Annotated in this window: 15 protein-coding genes; 3 read left to right on the top strand and 12 right to left on the bottom strand. The window is 67.9% G+C overall.

The window, feature by feature from the left end:
- Positions 1-65: 65 nt before the first annotated feature.
- From ACFOLG_RS06475 to ACFOLG_RS06440, 8 genes are all read right to left on the bottom strand, one after another.
- Positions 66-2,423 (bottom strand): sensor domain-containing diguanylate cyclase, encoded by a 2,358-nt coding sequence (locus ACFOLG_RS06475; RefSeq protein ID WP_386089782.1) that lies wholly within the window; start codon positions 2,421-2,423, stop codon positions 66-68.
- A gap of 27 nt (positions 2,424-2,450) precedes the next feature.
- A complete protein-coding gene (gene siaD / locus ACFOLG_RS06470) occupies positions 2,451-3,239 on the bottom strand; it encodes a biofilm regulation diguanylate cyclase SiaD (protein ID WP_386089780.1) in 789 nt (262 codons plus the stop codon).
- 7 nt (positions 3,240-3,246) lie between these two features.
- On the bottom strand, positions 3,247-3,621 hold the full coding sequence (gene siaC, locus ACFOLG_RS06465) for a biofilm regulation phosphoprotein SiaC (protein ID WP_386089778.1): 375 nt from the start codon (positions 3,619-3,621) through the stop codon (positions 3,247-3,249).
- 21 nt (positions 3,622-3,642) lie between these two features.
- Positions 3,643-4,185, bottom strand: coding sequence for a biofilm regulation protein kinase SiaB (gene siaB / locus ACFOLG_RS06460; protein ID WP_386089776.1), 543 nt, complete (start codon positions 4,183-4,185; stop codon positions 3,643-3,645).
- Positions 4,186-4,207: 22 nt separating this feature from the next.
- Positions 4,208-6,196, bottom strand: a complete 1,989-nt coding sequence (gene siaA, locus ACFOLG_RS06455; protein WP_386089774.1) for a biofilm regulation protein phosphatase SiaA — start codon at positions 6,194-6,196, stop codon at positions 4,208-4,210.
- A gap of 139 nt (positions 6,197-6,335) precedes the next feature.
- Entirely contained in the window at positions 6,336-7,775 is a 1,440-nt protein-coding gene (locus ACFOLG_RS06450; RefSeq protein ID WP_386089773.1) for a hypothetical protein, read from the bottom strand.
- A 67-nt stretch (positions 7,776-7,842) separates the two neighbouring features.
- Complete coding sequence (locus ACFOLG_RS06445) at positions 7,843-9,015, bottom strand: GNAT family N-acetyltransferase (protein ID WP_386089771.1); 1,173 nt, start codon at positions 9,013-9,015, stop codon at positions 7,843-7,845.
- 3 nt (positions 9,016-9,018) lie between these two features.
- Positions 9,019-9,420 (bottom strand): rhodanese-like domain-containing protein, encoded by a 402-nt coding sequence (locus ACFOLG_RS06440; RefSeq protein WP_088966335.1) that lies wholly within the window; start codon positions 9,418-9,420, stop codon positions 9,019-9,021.
- A gap of 97 nt (positions 9,421-9,517) precedes the next feature.
- On the opposite strand from ACFOLG_RS06440, the gene pdxR reads away from it, so the two are divergent.
- The 3 genes from pdxR to ACFOLG_RS06425 all read left to right on the top strand — a co-directional run bounded on the left by pdxR (position 9,518) and on the right by ACFOLG_RS06425 (position 12,313).
- The gene (gene pdxR / locus ACFOLG_RS06435; protein ID WP_386089767.1) at positions 9,518-11,008 is read left to right on the top strand and encodes a MocR-like pyridoxine biosynthesis transcription factor PdxR; all 1,491 of its coding nucleotides are present in this window, start codon (positions 9,518-9,520) and stop codon (positions 11,006-11,008) included.
- Between the two features lie 147 nt (positions 11,009-11,155).
- Positions 11,156-11,635: a DUF523 domain-containing protein gene (locus tag ACFOLG_RS06430; protein ID WP_386089765.1), complete on the top strand. Its 480-nt coding sequence runs from the start codon at positions 11,156-11,158 to the stop codon at positions 11,633-11,635.
- A 132-nt stretch (positions 11,636-11,767) separates the two neighbouring features.
- Positions 11,768-12,313, top strand: a complete 546-nt coding sequence (locus tag ACFOLG_RS06425; protein WP_386089762.1) for a DinB family protein — start codon at positions 11,768-11,770, stop codon at positions 12,311-12,313.
- A 572-nt stretch (positions 12,314-12,885) separates the two neighbouring features.
- On the opposite strand, the gene recD is transcribed toward ACFOLG_RS06425, so the two are convergent.
- From recD to ACFOLG_RS06405, 4 genes are all read right to left on the bottom strand, one after another.
- Complete coding sequence (recD, locus tag ACFOLG_RS06420; RefSeq protein ID WP_386089760.1) at positions 12,886-14,592, bottom strand: exodeoxyribonuclease V subunit alpha; 1,707 nt, start codon at positions 14,590-14,592, stop codon at positions 12,886-12,888.
- Positions 14,593-14,733: 141 nt separating this feature from the next.
- Complete coding sequence (gene pap, locus ACFOLG_RS06415; protein ID WP_386089757.1) at positions 14,734-16,215, bottom strand: polyphosphate:AMP phosphotransferase; 1,482 nt, start codon at positions 16,213-16,215, stop codon at positions 14,734-14,736.
- Positions 16,216-16,491: 276 nt separating this feature from the next.
- Positions 16,492-18,141, bottom strand: a complete 1,650-nt coding sequence (locus tag ACFOLG_RS06410; RefSeq protein WP_386089755.1) for a methyl-accepting chemotaxis protein — start codon at positions 18,139-18,141, stop codon at positions 16,492-16,494.
- Positions 18,142-18,311: 170 nt separating this feature from the next.
- A complete protein-coding gene (locus tag ACFOLG_RS06405) occupies positions 18,312-19,157 on the bottom strand; it encodes a DUF817 domain-containing protein (protein WP_386089753.1) in 846 nt (281 codons plus the stop codon).
- Between the last annotated feature and the right edge of the window lie 13 nt (positions 19,158-19,170).

The raw sequence follows: 19,170 nt of genomic DNA, 5'->3' as shown, positions 1-19,170 counted from the left end.
CGGCTGCCCGCTAACGGCAAAACCGCCGCCATCGCAAGATGGCGGCGGTTTTATTTTGTGCGCGGCTAGCGGTCGCTGGCGATCAGCTGGTCGCGGCCCTGCTGCTTGGCATGCCGGCAACGGCGCTCGGCGCGCTGCAGCACCTCCTGCGCCAGGCGGTCGCCGCCCTGCACCGTGCTCAGGCCGATGCTGGCGGTCAGCGGCTGTGCGCCATCGTCACTGCCGCTGCGCAGCTGGCCGACTTCGTGGCGGATATCGTTGAGGATGCGCGCGGCAGTGTCGCTGCTGCAGCGGTACAGCAGCAGCGCAAAACAGTCGGCATCCAGCCTGGCCACGCAGTCGCTGGTGCGCAGCCGGCGCTGCAGGATGCGCGCCACTTCCTGCAGCAGGCGGTCGCCCGCCTGCGGGCCGCCCTTGTCGTTGAACTGGCGGAAGTGGTCGAGGTCGAGCAGCGCCACGCAGTGCGGCTGCTGGCGGGCGTTGTCGTCCGCCAGCAACGCGCCCAGCATCGCCAGCATGCCGCGGCGGTTGAGCACGCCGGTCAGCGCGTCGTGTTCGGACTCGGCGCGCAGACCGCTGTCGCGGCGGCGGCGCACGCTGTCGTCGCGCAGCACGCACACCTTGTAGCCGTGCATGCTGCCGGCGGCCGTCACCATCGACAGGCTGAACAGCACCGGCAGCAGGCGCATGTCGCGCCCCAGCAGGTTCAGCGCCACGGTCTGGCCGTGGTATTGCTCGGCCAGCTGCGCCAGGGTCACCGGCTGGTCGTGCTCCGGCAGGCTCAGCGCCACGAACAGCCCCATGCTGCGGCCGTGCGCCTGCTCCAGCTTCACCCCCAGCAGTTCGCAGGCCGGCGCATTCATCTGCAGCACTTCGTCGTGCTGGTTGGTCAGGATCACCGCGTCGCCCACCGTCTGCAGCAAGGCCTGCAGGCGCTGGCGCTCGGCGGCCAGGCAGGTCTGGTTGGCGTCGCGCTCGCTGATGTCTTCCAGCACCGCCAGGAAGCGGGGCGCGCCGGCGCCGGGCATGCGGCTGCAGCGCAGCGTCACCAGCAGCGGCTCGTGCCGCACGTGGTTGAGGCGGAAGCGCTGCAGGAACTCGCCGGTCGGCTCGCGGCTCCAGCGCTTCCAGTCTGCGGCCAACTGCTGGTAGTGGCTGCTGTGCACCGCCTCCAGCCAGCTGCGGCCGAACCAGTACGCCGAGCCGCGCTCCATGCCGGCCAGCGCCAGCGCCGCCTTGTTGCCGTAGCTGAGCACGCCGTCGGCATTGCAGACGAACACCCCCAGCGGCGAGGTGTCGTTCAGCGCCGAGAACATCGCCTCGCGCATCGCCAGGGTGTCAGCGATCTGACGCCGCTCGTGGAACACCTGCGCGATGGTGGCCGCCAGCACTTGCAGCTCATGGCAGCCCTCCACCAGGATGGCCTCGCCGCCGCCGTCCGGCAGCGCCCGTACCTTGCGCTGCAGCGCGGTCAGCGGCCGCAGCAGGCGCTGGGTGCCCCACCACGCCAGCGGCACCGCGCTCAGCAGCGCCAGCAGCAGCAGCACCAGGTATTCGCTGGCCACCGCCGCCAGCGGCGCCAGCGCCTCCTGCTGCGGGTAGATGCCGGTAAGCAGCCAGTTCACGTTATGCAGGTTGCGGTACACGCGCAGGCTGGCGTCGCCCGGCTTGCCGGCCATCAGCACGCTGCCGTCCCAGCCGGCCAGCGCGCGCGCCAGCGTGGCGTCGCTGCCGCTGGGCGCCGGCTGCAGCACGCGCGCCCGCTCCGGGTGCAGCAGCAGCAGTTGCGACTGGCGGCTGGTCAGCGTGATGTAGCCGCTGTTGCCGATGCGCATGCCGCGCAATTCGCCGAACAGTTCCGGCGAGAACAGCTCCAGGCTGCCGCCGAGCATGCCGGCGAACTGGCCGTGGCTGTCCAGGATCGGCGCGGTGAACACCACCACGCTGCGATTGAGGTTGCCGCGGGTGCGCAGCGGCTCCGACACCCCGGCGCGCAGCGTCTGCCGGGTCTGCTGGAAATAGGCGCGGTCGCCCAGCTGCAGGCCGACGCGCCCCGGCAGCGCCGGGTAGTCGGCCACGATGCTGCCGTCGGCGTCGTACAGCACCACGCTGCCAAAGCTGCCCTTCAGGTAATGGAACTGCCGGATGATCTCGCCGCCATGCAGGCGGATGTCGTCGGCGGACGGCTGCAGGTTGGCCGCAGCCTGTTCCAGCAGCACCTGGCGGCTGCGCACGCGCTCGTCGATGTCGTCTGCCAGCCGGGCGACCACTTCTTCGGCATGGCGCTGCTGCTGCGCGCGCAGACGGGCGCTGTCCTGCAGATAGCCCACGCCGCACAGCAGCAGCGACACCAGCAGGATGGCCAGCGAACAGAACAAAGCCAGGCGCGCCTGCAGCGAGCCTGGCCAGATAGCTTGCAACACGGGGAATCCTTATCGGTGGGCGGCAGCCTAGGCGGCGCTCTGCTGGCAGTCGCGCCCGGCGCGCTTGGCCTGCAGCAGCGCGGCATCGGCGCGGTTGAGCAGCTCGGCGTAGCGCTCGTCGGCACGGTACTGCGCCAGGCCGGCGCTGATGGTGACCGACAGGGCATCGGCGCCGACGCGGATACGCAGGGCGCCGATGCCGCTGCGCACGCGCTGGACAATGGCCTCCGCCTCGGCCAGCGTGGTTTCCGGCAGGATGATCAGGAATTCCTCGCCGCCCCAGCGCCCGCACAGGTCGTACTCGCGCACCTCGGATTCCATCACCCGCGACACCTCCACCAGCACGCTATCGCCAACATCATGACCATAGCTGTCATTGATAGGCTTGAAGCTGTCGATGTCCAGCATCGCCACGCAGAAGGCGTGGCCGCGGCTGTCGCTGCGCTCCATCTCGGCGCGCAGGCGGTCCAGCAGCGGGCGGCGGTTGACCAGTGCCGTCAGCGGGTCGTGGGTCGCCGCTTCCTTCAGCGCCAGGTTCAGCTCGCGCATCATTTTCTGGTAGCGGTCGGAGATGCGCGCCACTTTTTCCAGCTGCCGCAGCTGCTTGTCGAAACGTTCGGCCAGGCTCAGCTCGCGCTGGCGCGCCATGCTCTGGTAGGCATCGGACACCCGGGTGATGCGCTCCATGCGTTCCAGCAGATCCTGGTACTGCTGCCACAGCTCGGACAGCGCCTGGGCCAGCGGCGGCGCCTGCGGCGCCGGCTCCGCCAGCAGGGCCTGGATATGCGCTTCCAGCTCGCGGGTGTCGCGATTCATGGCTGCCTCACTGGCTGACGATGGCAAACGGGAAAGAGCAGTCCTCCTTGAACTCCTCCGCCAGCTCGGCCACGCGCTCGTTGCGCTGGTCGTAGCGCCAGTTCACCGCCACCGCCTTGCCGTCGCCATGCGCGTCTTCCAGCAGGTCGAAGATATCCATCATCGCCTTGATGCTGCTGGTATTGAGGTACAACAGCCCTAGCTCCAGCGTCAGCGGGCGGGCTTCCTCGGCCAGGAAGCGCGACACCCAGTCGAACACTTGCTGGAACAGCTCGTAGGAGTTTTCGGGATAGGAGTCGCCCTGCATGGACAGCACGCCGCTGTCCCAGTTGCCGTCGATCGCGGGGGTAGCCTGGCTGCCTGGAATGGAAAGATTGCTCATCGTGGAATACTCGCTAAAAACTCAAATCACGGCGCGAACGCTGACATAGGCGCGCCCATCCGCCAGCTGGCGCAGATTGGCCTGCAACGGCGCGCTGGATTTGCGCGCGATGTCGATCAGGCCCAGCCCGGCGCCGGAAGCGGCACCGGCTTCGCGCGGCTGCCGCAACTGCTCCTTGTAGCGCGCCTTCAGCTCCGCCTTGTCCAGCGTCGCCAGGCTGTCCAGCCGCGCCAGCAACGCCTCGCCGTCCGCACGCTGGATGATGTTGCCGGCACTCACCACGTAGTGCCCATCCGCGTCGCGCGCCACCACCACGGTGGCGGTGGCGTCCTGCTCGGTCCAGCCTTGCTGCTGGGTGTAATGGCGGATGTTCTGCGTCAGCTCGATGTAGACGCCGAACACATCCATCGCCGACGACGGGTGCGCATGGTCGGCCACCAGGTAGTTGCGCAGTGCGGTGCCGATCTCCTCGATCAGGCTGCGCGAGATCGGGCCGTTGAAGCACAGCATGATGTGCTGCCGGCTGAAGGTCTCGCGCATGCTGAACAGGTCTAACGATTCCATAGAGTCTCCCCGGGGTTGGACATCAGTCGAAGCGGAAACATAGCATGGTAATGTCATCGCGCTGTGCATGGCTGCCCTGATAGTCGGCCAGCGTGGCGCGATAGGCCTCGCCCTGCGCTGCCAGCGGCAGGCCGGCGTGGCGGCGGATCATGTCGGTAAAGCGGCTGCTGCCGAAGCCGAAGCCCAGCTCGCCACCGGCCTGGTCGAGGAAGCCGTCGGTGGTCATGTAGAAGCTGCGGCCAACCTGCAGCGGCACGCTAGCGTTGCGGTAGTCGCCCACGCGCTTGTCGCCGATGGCGCGCCGCGCGCCCGCCAGCTCGGCCACATTGTCGCCATCGCTGTAGTACAGCGCGATCTTGGCACCGGCAAAGGTCACCTGTCTTTCACGCAGGTCAACAAAGGCCAGGCCGACATCCATATTGGTGGCCAGCATCTGGCCGCCGTCCTCGTCGCGGCGCATGCCGCGCAGGATGCGGTCGCAGCGCGCCAGGATGGCGGCCGGGTCCTGCATGCCGATGTCGCTGATCGCCTGGTCGATGGCGGCATGCGCCAGCATGGTCATCAGCGCGCCGGGCACGCCGTGGCCGGCGCAATCCACCACCCCGAACAGGCAGCTGTGCTCGCCAGCGCGGTAGACGTAGAAGTCGCCGCCCACCACATCGCGCGGGTGCCACAGCACGGCGTGCTTTTCGCCCAGCGCCTGCACCAGCTGGCGGTCCGGCAGCATCGCGCGCTGGATCAGGCTGGCATAGTCGATGGAATCGTCGATCTTCTTGTGCGCGGCGGCCATCTCGCGGTTGGCCTCTTCCAGCTCGCGGGTACGTTCGCGCACGCGCTGCTCCAGCTCGGTAGTGTGGCTGCGCACCTTGTGTGCCATCACGCCGAAGGCGGCGCTCAACTCGCCGATCTCGTCGTCGCGCTCGGCCGGCAGCGCCACCTCGTACTGGCCGGCGGCCATCGCCTGCGCCGAGTGACGCAGCTGGCTGATCGGCCGCAGCACCAGTTTTTCCACCGCCCAGGCAAAGCCCAACAGCAGGGCCACCAACAGCACCGCCAGCGCAATCAGCGCCGGCGTCAGCCACGGGCCTTCAAACACGCGGGCGGCGTTCAGGTCCACCGCGGTCACCACGTGCCAGCCCAGCGCCGGGATGAAACTCAGTGCGAACAGCTGGCGCTTGCCGTCCAGCTGACCCCAGAACACGCTGACCTGCCCCGGCTTGGCCTCGGCGCTGCGCATCGCCTGTTGCAGGCCGCGGGCGCCGGCATCGTCCAGCAGCCGCTGCAGCCCGGTCTGCTGCTGCGGCTGGTGCTGCGCGGCAGAATTGAGCGCAATCAGCCGCGAATCCGGGTGCGCCTGGATCGCGCCGTGGCGGTTCAGGATCATCGGGGTGACGCCGGTATCGCGCTGGCGGATGAAGTCGTCGAGGAAGGAACTGAGGTCCAGCCCGGTGCCGGCTAGGCCGATCTTGCTGGCGCCATCGTGCACCAGCACATTGATCCACACCTTGGTGGTTTTCAGCGCGTGGTCGTAATCGACGTTGATGTTGAAATCGCTGGTATTGCGCATGGTGGCGAAATACCAGCCATCCTCCGCCTTGCCGTGCTGCAGGAAGTAGCGCGGCTGCTCGGACAGCGCGTTCTTGCGGTCGTTGAAGTAGTAGCTGAAGCTCTGGTTGCTGACCAGGAAGTAGGAATGGTCGCGGAAGTCGCGGCGGTAGCCCTCGGCCTCAGCGAAAAACTGCCGGCGGCGCTCGGCATTGTCCTCGTCCAGCAGCCATTGCCGGGTCAGCACCGAGTCGGCCAGCCGCAACGACAGCGCCAGCTCGCGCGACACCGGCGCGAAGATGCGCTCGCGCTGCAGCAGGGTGACATTGCGTACGTATGCTTCACCCAGATGGGTACGGATGCTGTCCACCACCTGCCAGCCGATCAGCGCCGCCGGCACCAGGGCGATAAGGCAGGCCAGCAGCAATGCCAGCAGGGATTTGCCACGCAGTCCCAGTAATGCCATCGCCTTGCCTCATTTGCGTATATTTGATTGACGAATTATGCCGTGCGCACATATGACCGACAAACCAGCCGGCATTAGCTTGTAAAAACAGCAATCATCTTCAATGGAGTTTTGTAGATAGCTGCCGTTTTGCCTGCCATCAATGAAAACGCGGTGCCTGTTCGCGCAGGCTGATGTCGGCGGCCTTCAGGCACTCCGCCAGATCGTGCCAGGCCTGGATGCGGCTGGGCGCCAGGTCCGGCACCAGCAGCCACGGCGTGCGCCCCAGCAGCTTGCCGCCATCCTGCGCCAGCAGCTGCACGTCGTAGGCCTGGTGCTCCGGCAGGTATTCCGCCACCGCCTCCACGCCATCGGGTTTGCCATTGACGCCCACCGCCACCGCCACGGTCAGCCCCAGGCGCTTGCGGTTGTAGGCATGCACGCCGGCGGCCAACGCCTCCCACCACGGCAGCGGCGAGAACAGCTCGGCCTCGCCGAACATCATCTCGCTGGCCAGCGCCTGCTGCACCAGCGGCATGGCGCCATCCAGCGCCTTGCGCGCATGGCTGCGCACCTGCGCCATCTCCAGCTTGCCGCGCTCGACGATGAACGGCAGCCAGCACAGGATCAACTGCGGCTCGTGCGTCTTGCTGGCCGCCTGGTAGGTGGCGCGTGCCGCCTCCACCTCCTGCGGCGCCAGGTCGCAGCCGGCGTCCATCACCGCCGCCAGGTGCACCAGCGACTGGCAGGAACGCTCGGCCAGCATGTCGGAGCTGAAAATGGTCGGCGACAGCCACAGCACGGTGTTTTCCGGCAGCGCCAGCGCGTCGGCCAGCGCCGGTTCCACCCGCTCCAGCAGCGGGAAATGCCACCAGAAGCCGCCGTGAGCGCGCGAGAAGATCAGCGGCAGCGCCCACAGCTCGTAGGACACCACGGTGCCGTCCGGGCGCATCACCTCGGGGAAGGCGATGCTGTCGCGCGCCGAGCCCAGCAGCAGTTCGCGCGCCTCCGGCTGCGACTGCAGCACCAGCTGCGCCTCGGTGAACACCGCCTGGTCGCCGCCCAGCAGCGCCTGCTGGATCAGCGCCGGCAGCTGCATTTTCTTGATCGGGTTGCCGGAGGCCTCGGCGGCCACCGCGGCCAGCTCGGCGATGCGGCGCTGGCGTTCGGCCGGCGGCAGCGGCTCGGTGGGCACCACGCGGAAGTCGCGCTCCTTGGGCGCCACCTCGCGCTCGGCATAGGCTTTCTGCAGCCGCTGATACACCTGCATCGCCTCGTCGCACACCTTGTGCAGCTCGGCGGCGGTGGGCAGCTCGCTCCAGAAATTGAAGTCGAACAGGCGGAAGCCGGTGTTGGTGACGTAGTGGGTCAGGTTGTCGCGCTCGTCGTACAGCACGGCGCTGGAAAAACCTTCCTTGTCGCGGCCATCGAACGGCGTCTGGTCCATGCCCACCAGCCGGCAGACAAAGGTCGGCGCCTCGGTATGGATCACATACTCGTACGGCTCCAGGCCCTGTTCTTCCACGGCATCGCCGAAGACAAAACGGCTGGGAACAAACGGATCGCCCTTGATGCGGGCATTGCGGGGATGCGATTTCATACGGCGGACGTCGATACTGCCTTGTAAAACCGGGCATTTTACCCCGACGCCGCCGTATGGTGTGCGCTTATCGCACCGGCAGCGGCAGCCGATAGCGATAGAACTGGGTTTCTCGCTGCCAGCCCATGCTCTCGTACAGCGCCTGCGCCGTCAGGTTGTCGAAGGCGGTGGCCAGCTCCAGCCGCGCCAGGCCGCGCGCCAGCGCCAATTCGCCGGCCGCCGCCAGCAGCTTGCGGCCAACCCCGCCGCGGCGCGCCGTCGGCGCCACGAACAGGTCGTTGAGCAGGCAGGCCGGCGCCGCCGCTACCGAGGTGTACAGCGGATACAGCTGGGTGAAACCCTGCAGCGCGCCGTCCTGCTCATACACCAGGATGGTGGAATCGCCCTGCACCAGCCGCTGGCGGATGAAATCATGCGAGGTGGCGGCATCGTCGTGGCGGCCGTAGAACTGGCGGTAGCCGTCGAACAGTTCAGCCAGCTGCGGCAGGTCGGCCAGCGTGGCCAGCCGTACGCCGTGCTGGCCGGTGACGGCAGCCAGCGCGCGGCGGCAGTCGTCCAGGCTGCGGCGCTGGCGGCCGGCGGCATCGAAGTTGGCCGCATCCAGCCACGCTTCCATGGCGGCGCGGTTGGCCGGCCATTCGCCGTCCAGCAGGCTGAACCAGGCGGTATCGCGGTTCAGGCCCCAGTTCACCCGCGCCTGGCGGAAAATGCCCTCGAAGGTAAAGCCCAGCCGCGGTGCGGCGCGCATCGACGGCGTATTCAGCGCATTGCACTTCCACTCGTAGCGGCGGTAACCCCAGTCGAAGGCCTGGCGCATCAGCAAATACATCGCCTCGGTGGCGGCGGCGGTGCGCTGCAACAGCGGCGAGAAACGCAGCCAGCCCACTTCGATCACCCCGCCGGCCGCGTCGATGCGCAGGTAGCTGCAGCTGCCGATGGCCTGGCCGCTGGCCTGATCGACGATGGCGAAGAACAGCGGGTCGCGGCTGTCTTCCATCATGCAGAACCAGCTGCTCCAGTCGGCATCGTTCTGCGGACGCGGCATCAGGTAGGCCCAGTCGCGGCCGTCCACGTCCAGCTCCAGCGCCGCGCGCAGCCCGGCGCCGTGCTGCGCCTGGCTGAACGGCTCCATCCGGCAATAGCGCCCCTGCAGGGTGATGCGCTGCGGCGGCGTGGCGCCCTGCCAGTTGTCCACCGTCACGCCCAGCGGGCGGTCGTATCCATCGTATTGCATGCTCATGTTTCAGCCTCCGCAGCCGCAATCGGCCGCCGTGTTGATATCGCAACTGGCACCGCCGGCTACCGTGGGGTAGCCGTCGCGCTTCCACCAGTCCACCCCGCCCTGCAGCTCCTTCACGCTAAAGCCCAGCTCGGCCAGCTTCAGCGCGGTCTTGGTGGAAGCGTTGCAGCCGATGCCGTCGCAGAAGGTAACCAGCAGCACATCGCGCGGCAGCTGCGCGGTGCTGTCGGCAGTAATGCCGCGATGCGGCAGGTTGATGGCGCCGGGCAGGGTTTCGGCGGCGTAGGCAGCCGGCGAGCGGCCATCCACCAGCAGCAGCGGCTTGCCCTGCTTCTGCTGTTCCGCCACATCCCAGCTGTCGATCTCGTACGCCAGTTTGGCGCGGTAAAAGGCAAGCTGATCCATGCCACGTTCTCCTGTACAGACATCACGATGGCATTGATGGTAAAAAGACAGGCGGCCCTGCAACAGGGCCAGATCATCAGCACGAAAGGGAACCACTTTGCCGGACAGCCGCAAGCAGGAACTGTGGATCATCGATGCGCTGCAAGCAGCGCTGGCGCGCGATAGCAAGGAAGGGCTGTCGCGGCAGCTGGCACGCCTGCTGCGGCAATGGATAGGCAGCGGCCGCCTGGCCGGCGACAGCCGCCTGCCGGCCAGCCGCGACCTGGCGCGCAGCCTGGGCCTGGGCCGCAACACGGTGCTGGATGCCTACGAGCAGCTGCAGGCGGAAGGCTATATCGCCACCCGCGCCGGCAGCGGCAGCTACGTCACCCGGCTGTTCGCCCCGCCGGCAGCGGAGCAGCCCGCCCCGGCGCGCGGCCAACCGCTAGGGCTGTCGCAGCGTGGCCATGAACTGTTCGCCAGCAGCGGCCTGCCGGTGGGGCTGTTCGGCGCCTTCGCCCCCGGCGTGCCGGAGATCCGCCAGTTTCCGCATCACGCCTGGCAGCAACTGCTGTCGCGGCAGCAACGCCGCGCCACGGCGGAAGAGCTTGGCTACCGCGCCGATGGTGGCCTGCCGGCGCTGCGCGAGGCGCTGGCCGACTACCTGCAGCTGTCGCGCGGCGTGCGCTGCCGGCCGGAGCAGATCATCGTCACCCAGGGCGCGCAGCAGGCGCTGGAGTTGGCCGCACGGCTGCTGGCCGACCCCGGCGACGTGGCCTGGGTGGAAGAGCCGGGCTATGTCGGCGCCCATGCCGCCATGCGCGGCGCCGCGCTGCAGCTGGTGCCGGCACCGGTGGACCACGACGGCCTGAACCCGGCGCTGGTGGCCGACCCGCGCCCGCCGAAGCTGATCTACACCACCCCCTCGCACCAGTATCCCAGCGGCGTGGTGATGAGCCTGTCGCGCCGGCTCGCACTACTGGACAGCGCACAACGACACGGCGCCTGGATCATCGAGGACGACTACGACAGTGAATTCCGCTACGTCAGCCAGCCGCAGCCGGCACTGCAGGGGCTGGCGCAGGACGAGCGGGTGATCTACGTCGGCACCCTGGCCAAGGTGATGTACCCCGGCCTGCGCGTCGGCTACCTGGTGGTACCGGATGCGCTGATCGACCCGTTCCGCGGCTGCAATGCGCGGCTGTACCGCGAAGGGCCGCTGCCGGTGCAAGCCGCACTGGCCGAATTCTTCAGCAGCGGACTGTTCGCACGCCACGTGCGGCGCATGCGCGAGCTGTACCGCCAGCGCCAGCACTGCCTGCGCAGCGCGCTGGCCGCCAGCGGCGCCGAGCACCTGGCGCTGTCACCGGGCGAGGCCGGCCTGCACCTGGTGGCCACACTGCCGCCGGGCCGCGACGAGGATGCGCTGTCCGCCGCCGCCGCGCGGCAGCAGGTATGGCTGCGGCCGCTGAGCCGCCACTACCTGGCCGCGCCTCAGCAGCGTGGCTTCGTGCTGGGCTATGCCGGCGTGGACGAAGCGGCCATCCGCCACGGCGTGGCGGTAATGGCGCAAGTATTGAATAGCAAGGGGCGCCTCGAAAAACCCTGATTGCCAATCGAAATAAATACGGCGAGACAAGGCGCGAACGGAAAATGTCGACGCAGCATATGTTTGATATGTAAGGAGACATTTTTCGTGAGCAACGCAGTATCGCGACGAAAGCGGGAGTTTTTCGAGGTGCCCCAAGGAGCAAACATGAACCAACACCCCACCCTACTGGTCAGCGCCTGCCTGCTGGGCCAGCCGGTACGCTACGACGGCCACAGCAAGGGCCTGCCGGCCACGCTGCGCGAAACGTTGGCCGCACGCTATCGTTTGATCGTCATCTGCCCGGAAGTGGCCGGTGGCCTGCCCACCCCGCGCCCGCCGGCAGAGCTGAGCGGCGGCGACGGCCATGCCGTGCTGCGCCAGGCGGCCACGGTGCGCACCGCAGCCGGTGGCGATGTCAGCGCCGAATTTGTCGCCGGCGCGCAGCTGGCACTGCAACTGGCGCAGGAACAGCACTGCCGGCTGGCGCTGCTGAAGGCCAACAGCCCGTCCTGCGGCAATCGGCAGGTGTACAGCGGCCGCTTCGACGGCCAGCTGCAGCACGGCATGGGCGTCACCGCCGCGCTGCTGAACGCGCATGGCATTACCGTGTACAACGAGACGCAGCTGGATAAGCTGCTTGATTGACCCCCGCCGCCTTGCGGCCAACCCGTAGGGTGCCTCGAAAAGCCCGATTGCCAGGCGCGACATGGCGTTTTTCCTGAGTCACGCCGTATCGCATCGAAAGCGGGCGTTTTTCGAGCTGCCCTGGAGTAAGCCATGTCCCTGCTCTACCACCTGCGCCTGCTGGCCGATTACAACCAGTGGATGAACGACAAGCTGTACCACGCCGCCGCCACGCTGCCGGCGGACGAGCTTAACGCTGAGCGCGGCGCGTTCTTCGGCTCGCTGCAAGGCACGCTCAACCACCTGCTGGTGGCCGATACCGTGTGGCTGAAGCGCTTCGCCGCCCACCCCGCCGGCTTCGCCACCCTGGCGCCGCTGGCCGGTACGCCAATGCCGCAGCAGCTGGACCAGCCGCTGTACCCCGACTTCGCCGCCATGCACGCGCGCCGTGCAGAGTTGGACGCCATCATCAGCGCGCTGCTGGCCGAGGTAAGCGAAGACGACCTGGCCCAGCCGCTGACTTACCACAACATGAAAGGCGTGGCCGCGCAGCGACTGTTCGGCAGCGTGCTGCTGCACGTCTTCAACCACCAGACCCACCACCGCGGCCAGGCCACCACCCTGCTGAGCCAGGCCGGCGTGGATGTCGGTGTCACCGATTTGCTGCCGCGGATACCGGATCAGCTGGCACAGCTGTAAACGTTGACCGCCTCGCAGAGGCACAAGCCTGCGGCCAACGTTGTGCCGCACCCAACGGCCCCTTAGGCCGCGCCGGCAAAAACGGTAGCTGCAAGGTATTAAGCGGCCACATGTTTGAGTCCTGAGCCGCTAGCGAAGGACGAGTTCGGCCGCGCCTTGCGGCTGCCGTTTTTGCCGGGGTTTCGCGGAACCCCTTCTTGAAACCATCCGGCGAGCGGGGGTGGAGGGGGCGGCGGCACGCCCCCTCCCCGTACGCCGGGCGGAACCGGCGACTTCAAACAGCATCCGCGCAGCGGATTCCACGCCTAAACAAACCAAGCCACAACAGCAACGCGGCAAACGTTGGGCTTCGCTGCGGCGGATCCAACCTACGACACCGTTAGCCCGGATAAGCCGCAGCCGTATCCGGGGTGGTGCGGCCAGCGTTGGGAGCCTTCCCAGATGCGCTGCGCAGATCCGGACTACGAGTGTTTCCCCATGAAAAATGCGGCCAACCCTGCAAAGGTTGGCCGCATGCTTGCACATAGTGGCGGATCGTCCCTGTGGGCATCCGTTCTACTGACACATCCGCCCTAGCCCCACAGCCGCTCCGCCAGGCCGCTCTGCCGCGGCGGGGCGTTGCTCACCGCGGCGGCCAGCACCGCCGGGCTGCCGGCCAGCACGAAGCGCTGCCGCGCGCGGGTGATGGCGGTGTACACCAGCGCCCGCGTCAGCGCCGCGCTGGGCGCCAGCGGCAGCGCCAGCCACACGGTGCCGAATTCCGAGCCCTGCGATTTGTGCACCGTCATCGCGTACACCGTGTCGTGCTCCGGCAGCCGCGCCGGCGCCACTTCGCGCCAGTCGCCGTCCGGGGTGGGGAACAGCACCCGCAGCCGTTCGCCCTGCTGCACGGTAATGCCGATGTCGCCGTTGAACAGGCCGATGCTGTAGTCGTTGCGCGTCACCATGACCGGCCGCCCCGGGTACCAGTCGCTGCCTGGCTGCTTGCGGCCCTGCCGTTCCAGCTGCTGCTCGATGGCGGCATTGATGGCCGCCACCGTGTGGCGCTCCGCCGCCAGCAGCATGAATTCGCCAAATGCCGCGAACAATGCCGCCGGTTCCACACCGGCCTCCAGCGCCTGCCAGTAACTGGCGCGTTGCGCCATCAGCCCCGCCCCGTCCGGCAGCGCCGCCAGCTGCGCCAGGTCGTCGGCCGCGCCGGCTGCCAGCAGCGCGCCCACCTCGTCCAGCCGGGCTGCGTTCACCGCCCGTGCCAGGCGACCAATGCCGGAGTGCTCGCCAAAGCGATGGCTCTTTGCCAGCACCACCACGCTGTCGGCCAGCAGCGCGCCGTCGTCCACCCGCCCCGGCACGTCGAAACCCTGCGCCACCAGCGCGGCGGCGGTGTCGCCGCGCCAGGCCTGGCGGCTGCAGATATCACCCAGCACCGCGCCGGCATCCACCGAGGCCAGCTGGTCCTTGTCGCCCAGCAAAATCAATCTGGCATGCGCCGGCAGCGCCGCCAGCGTCTGCGCCATCAGGGTCAGATCCACCATCGAGGCTTCATCCACCACCAGCACGTCCAGCGGCAGCGGGTTGGCCGCATGGTGGCGCGGGCGCGCGCTGCCCGGCACCAGGCCGATCAGCCGGTGCAGGGTGTGCGCCTTGTCTGGCAGCTGGGCACGCACCGCCTCGGCCACCGGCAGTGCGTCGCGCGCGGCGCGCACCGATTCGGTAAGCCGCGCCGCCGCCTTGCCGGTGGGCGCCGCCATTGCCATCACCAGCGGGCGCGGCGACAGCGAGGCCAGCGCCGCCAGCAGCCGCACCACGGTGGTGGTCTTGCCGGTGCCGGGGCCGCCGGAGAGGGTAAGAAAGCGCCGTTGCAGCGCCAGCCTTGCGGCCAACCTTTGCCAGTCCGGCGCCGCCGGCGGGCCGAACAGCGCATCCAGCAGCGCGTCGATCTGCTCCTCGCTGGCCGGCAGCGGCTGCGGGTCGCGCGCCAGTGTCGCCAGCGCGGCGGCCAGCTGCTCCTCGTCGCGCCACTGACGGGCAAAGTACAGCCGGCCGGCGGCATCGACGATCAGCGGCGTGTAATCGCCCGGCTTGCCGGCCAGCGGCGTGCGGCGCAGCAGCGCGTAGTCGTCGCCGGACAGGCCGGCGAGACAGACGTGGCCGGCGCCCTGCGCGTTCACCAGCCGCTGCAGCAAGGGCTGCAAGGCCGGGCCGTGCGCAGGGTCGAGGCGGGCGAACAGGCCGGCGAGCTGCGCCGGCAGCAGGTTGTCGATGGTGGTGTTGTCCATGCGTGGTCTAGTACTGCGTTCCGGAAGTAGAGGAACCCAAGGAAAGCGATGGCTCCGCCACCCGGGCAAGGCGTGAACCGCAGCAATAGCGACGGAGGCGAAGGCGCGTTTTCATATTTCGATATTTTCGGTGCGCCGTACTTAGTTACCCAGCCGCGCTTCCAGCGCCTCGCACATCGTGGTCAGCACCTTGATACGCGCGTAGTACTTGTTGTTGGCCGGCACCAGCGTCCACGGCACGGCGGTGGTGCTGGTGCGGTCTATCATGTTGCACACCGCCAGCTTGTAGTCGTCCCACTTGTCGCGGTTGCGCCAGTCTTCCTCGGTGATCTTGAAGCGCTTGAAGCCGGTTTCCTCGCGCAGCTTGAAGCGCGCCAGCTGCTCGTCCGGGCTGATGGCCAGCCAGAACTTGAGCACGATGGCGCCGTTGTCGTGCAGCTGGTGCTCGAAATCGTTGATCTCGTAGTAGCCGCGCATCCAGTCGGCGGTGCTGGCAAAGCCCTCCACCCGCTCCACCAGCACGCGGCCGTACCAGGAGCGGTCGAAGATGGTGATCTTGCCCTTGCCCGGCACCTGGCGCCAGAAACGCCACAGCCACGGCTGCGCGCGCTCCTCGTCGCTGGGCGCGGCAATGGGCACCACGCGGTAGCGCCGCGCGTCCAGCGCCTGGGTGATGCGGCGGATCGCCCCGCCCTTGCCCGCCGCATCGTTGCCCTCGAACACCAGCACCAGCGAGTGCTCGCCGAACCTGGCGTGGCGGGTGAGCTTGTTCAGCCGCCCCTGCAGCGCCTCCAGCTGCTGCTGGTAGTCGCTCTTGGACAGCTTCTGGTCCAGCGGCAGCGATTCCAGCAGCAGCTTGTTGTCCAGCGGCGGGGTGATCGGCGCCACATCGGAGCGCGGCTGCCAGTTGTGATCCATCTCCAGCCGCTGCTTCAGCGCCGACAGCAGCGCGCGGCCAACGGTGAGGCTGCGGTAGTTGGCGTCCTCGCCGTTGACCACCAGCCACGGCGAGTAGGCGGTATTGGTCAGCCGCATCATGTGTTCGGCGCACTTGCGGATGCGCTCGTACTGCTCGTGGTGCTGCCAGTCCACGTCATGCACGCGCCAGGCGGTGGCCGGGTCTTTCTCCAGCGCCTTGAAGCGCTTCTTCTGCGTCTCGCGCGTCAGGTGCAGCCAGAACTTGAGCACCAGCACGCCGTCGTTGGCCAGCATGCGCTCCAGGCGCAGGATGTCGAACAGCTGCTTGTCGTAGGTGTCGCGGCTGCCGCCGTCCACCCGCGCAAACATGGCGTCGGAATAGTAGCTGCCGAAGAACATGCCGATGCGGCCCTTCTGCGGCAGCTCGCGCCAGTAGCGCCACATCCACGGCCGCTCGCGCACGTCGTCGTTGGGCTTGTCGAAGGCGGCGGTGTGGATCAGCCGCGGGTCCAGCCATTCGTTGATCTGGTTCAGTGTCTCGCCGCGGCCGGCGCCGTCCATGCCGTGAATCAGGATCAGCACCGGGAAGTCGGCGCGCTGCTTCAATTCGTACTGCACGTCCAGCAGCGCCTCGCGCAGCGCGGCCTCCTCGGCCTTGTAGCTGGCCTTGTCGATGACGTGGCCGATTTCGGCGGATTCGAACATGGTGATCTTTCCGGTGATGGTTGGCCGCATGGCGCTGGCGGCAATGATGACGTGATTGTAGAACGGGACGCAGTGTGGCGGCAGCCGCCGGCGGCGGTGTTGATGCGGGGCAATGTTAAACCATGCCACACGCATTACAGGGGGCCAAATGCCGTCATGGCGCAGCAATGGGCACGCCGCATCGCTCGTCTGGATGCGGCAGCGCCGGGGCGGAAAGCAAGCGCCCGGAAGGGAACAAAAGCTTGGCCGCGGCGCTGCGGCCAAGCTTCAACCGGCTCAGGCCGCGGTGGAGAAGCGCGCCACCTCGCGCCCCAGCGCCTGCGCCAGCTGCTGCAGCTGGACCGCGCTCTGTTGCGCCTCGCCGATTTCGTGGTGGTTCTGCTCCGCCATCTGCACGATCTGCTCCACGCTCTGGGCGATGGCTTCCGCCGCCATGCCCTGTTCGCGGCTGGAATCCGCCACGCTGCGCACTCCCTGCGCCGCGCGGCCGGATTCGCTGCTGATCTCCTGCATCAGCGCGCTGGCCTGCTGCACCAGCTGGCGGCCATCCTGCACCTGGCTAACGCTGCCCTGCACCTGGCCCGCCACCTGGTGGATCTGCCCCTGGATGCCGGACAGCAGTTGCCCCACCTCGGCGGTGGCCTGGGTGGTGCGCTCGGCCAGCTTGCGCACCTCGTCCGCCACCACCGCGAAGCCGCGCCCCAGCTCGCCGGCGCGCGCCGCCTCGATGGCGGCGTTCAGCGCCAGCAGATTGGTCTGGTCGGCAATATCGCGGATGGAATCGACGATGCCGCGGATGTTCTCCGAGTTGTCGGCCAGCGCGCGGGTCTGCACCGCCGCCGACTGCAGCGCATCGCTGACGCGCTGGATGCTGGCGCTGGTTTCCTGCAGCGTGCCCTGGCCCTGCTCGGCGCGCTGCTGCAGCGACTCCGACAGCTGCGCGGTGACGGCGGTGGCATCCGCCACGTGCTGCACGCTCACCGCCACCTGTTGCACCGAGGCCGCCACCGACTGCGCGGCGGCGGACTGGCTGGCCGAGGCCGCCGTCACCCGCTCGGCGGAGCCGGCCACCTGCGCCGCGGTGTGCTGCACCTGGCCGGTGAAGCGCTGCACGCCGCCGATGGCCTGCTCCAGGCTGCTCATCAGCTGGTTATAGGAGGCGGCGATGCGCGCCAGTTCATCCACCCCGCCTAGGTCGCTGCGTGCCTGCAGCGCCAGCTCGCTGGCGGCATGGCTCATCTGCTGCTGCAGGCGGCGCACGCGGCGCTCCATATAGCGCATGATGGCCACGCCCAGCAGCACCGCCAGCAGCAGCGCCGCGCCGCTGATCAGCAACATGCGCGTGCGCGCCGCGTCATAGGCTTCGGCACTGGCCTCGCTCAGCACGGCGGCGCCCGCCACCAGGCTGTCCAGCATCTTGTTGGTGTCGCCGCGCATGGCGTTGTAGTGCTTGACGTAAGGCCCCTTGTACAGCGCGCGCGCCTCGTCCAGATTGCCGGCCTCCAGTGCCGCCAGCAGCGGCCGCAGCGCTTCGTTCTCCATGCTGTGGAAGGTCTGCAGCAAGGCCTGCGCCCGCTCGCGCGCCGCCGGGTCCACCTGTGCCGCCACCGCGTCCTCCAGCGCCTTGCGCATGGCCGGAATATCCTCCTCGCGCGCATCGCGGATGCGCCCGGCCACGCCCTTGTCGTCGCGCAGCGGGGTTTCCTGCAGCAGCATCACGTCGATGCCCACCCGCATGCGCGGCACCCGCGACGCCACCTCGGCCATCGCCCGCAGCGGTTTGGCGGTGTTTTCGTACATGGCGCCGGTATGGCCGTGCAGCCGGCTGGCGGAAATGAGCGCCACGGCAATCACCAGCAGCAGGGCCAGGCAAGGCACGCCCAGCAGCAGCCACATCTGGCTCTTCAGGCTCAGTCTGTTCAGCATGTTCTGTCTCCGTATGATGCTTGCGGGCAGCAATGCCCAAGCTAGAGATAACAGAACAGGCTTTCAGTTTGCTTACGAATGGACAAAAAATTAACAACCATTTACGCAAAATGGATTTGTGATGCCGCACAGCCGCGATCGATGCGGCCAACCCTTGCCCAGGCTGGCGGCTAGACCGGCACGTGGACGCGCTGCTTGATGTGCTTGAGATTGATGACGATGGTGAAGGTCATCACCACCAGCAGCGACCAGGAGCTCCACTTGCCCAGATGCACCGCCGACCACGCGCCCAGCTGGTTGGGGTAGCGCCAGATGCCGAAAAAGGTGCTGATGTTTTCCGCCAGCCAGATAAAAAAACCGATCAGCACGAAGGCCAGCAGCAGCGGCATGCGCCGCTCGCGGTCATAGGGGGTGAACACCACGCTGGAACGGGCATACAAGCCCAGCGCGCAGGCGGCCAGATACCAGCGGTAATCGCCGATGAAATGATGGGTGAAGAAATTCAGGTACAGGCAGATGGCCAGCAGCCAGGCCATCCAGTACGGCGGGTGATGCTCGACGCGCAGCGCGAACAGCCGCCAGGCCTGGATCACGTAGCTGCCCACCGCGGCGTACATGAAGCCGGAAAACAGTGGCACGCCGAACAGCTTGCTCCACGCCGGGTCCGGGTAATGCCAGGAGCCGATGTCCGCCGACACCTTGAACGCCTCCAGCGCCACCCCCAGCAGATGGAACAGGCAGATCGCCTTCAGTTCGTCCACGGTTTCCAGTCGCCAGGCCAGCATACCGCCCTGGATGGCCAGCGCCAGCAACAGCAGCACATCGTAGCGGGCGATGCCCCATAGCCCGGCACGCGGCACCAGCAGCACGCACAGGAAGAACAGACCGACGAACAGGCAGGCGCGGGCCTCCTTCAGGCCGAAGAAGCAGCACTCCAGCAGCCCGCGTCTCCAGCCCTGCCAGCCACTGCCGTAGGGCACCGCCATCAGGTAACGATCCAGCGCCAGCAGACTCATCCTTGCCTCTCTA

This window comes from Vogesella facilis (assembly GCF_042648525.1).
GTDB classification, from domain to species: domain Bacteria; phylum Pseudomonadota; class Gammaproteobacteria; order Burkholderiales; family Chromobacteriaceae; genus Vogesella; species Vogesella facilis.
The sequence above is the reverse complement of the archived record's forward strand: the minus strand, read 5'-3'. Positions and strand labels throughout refer to the sequence as shown.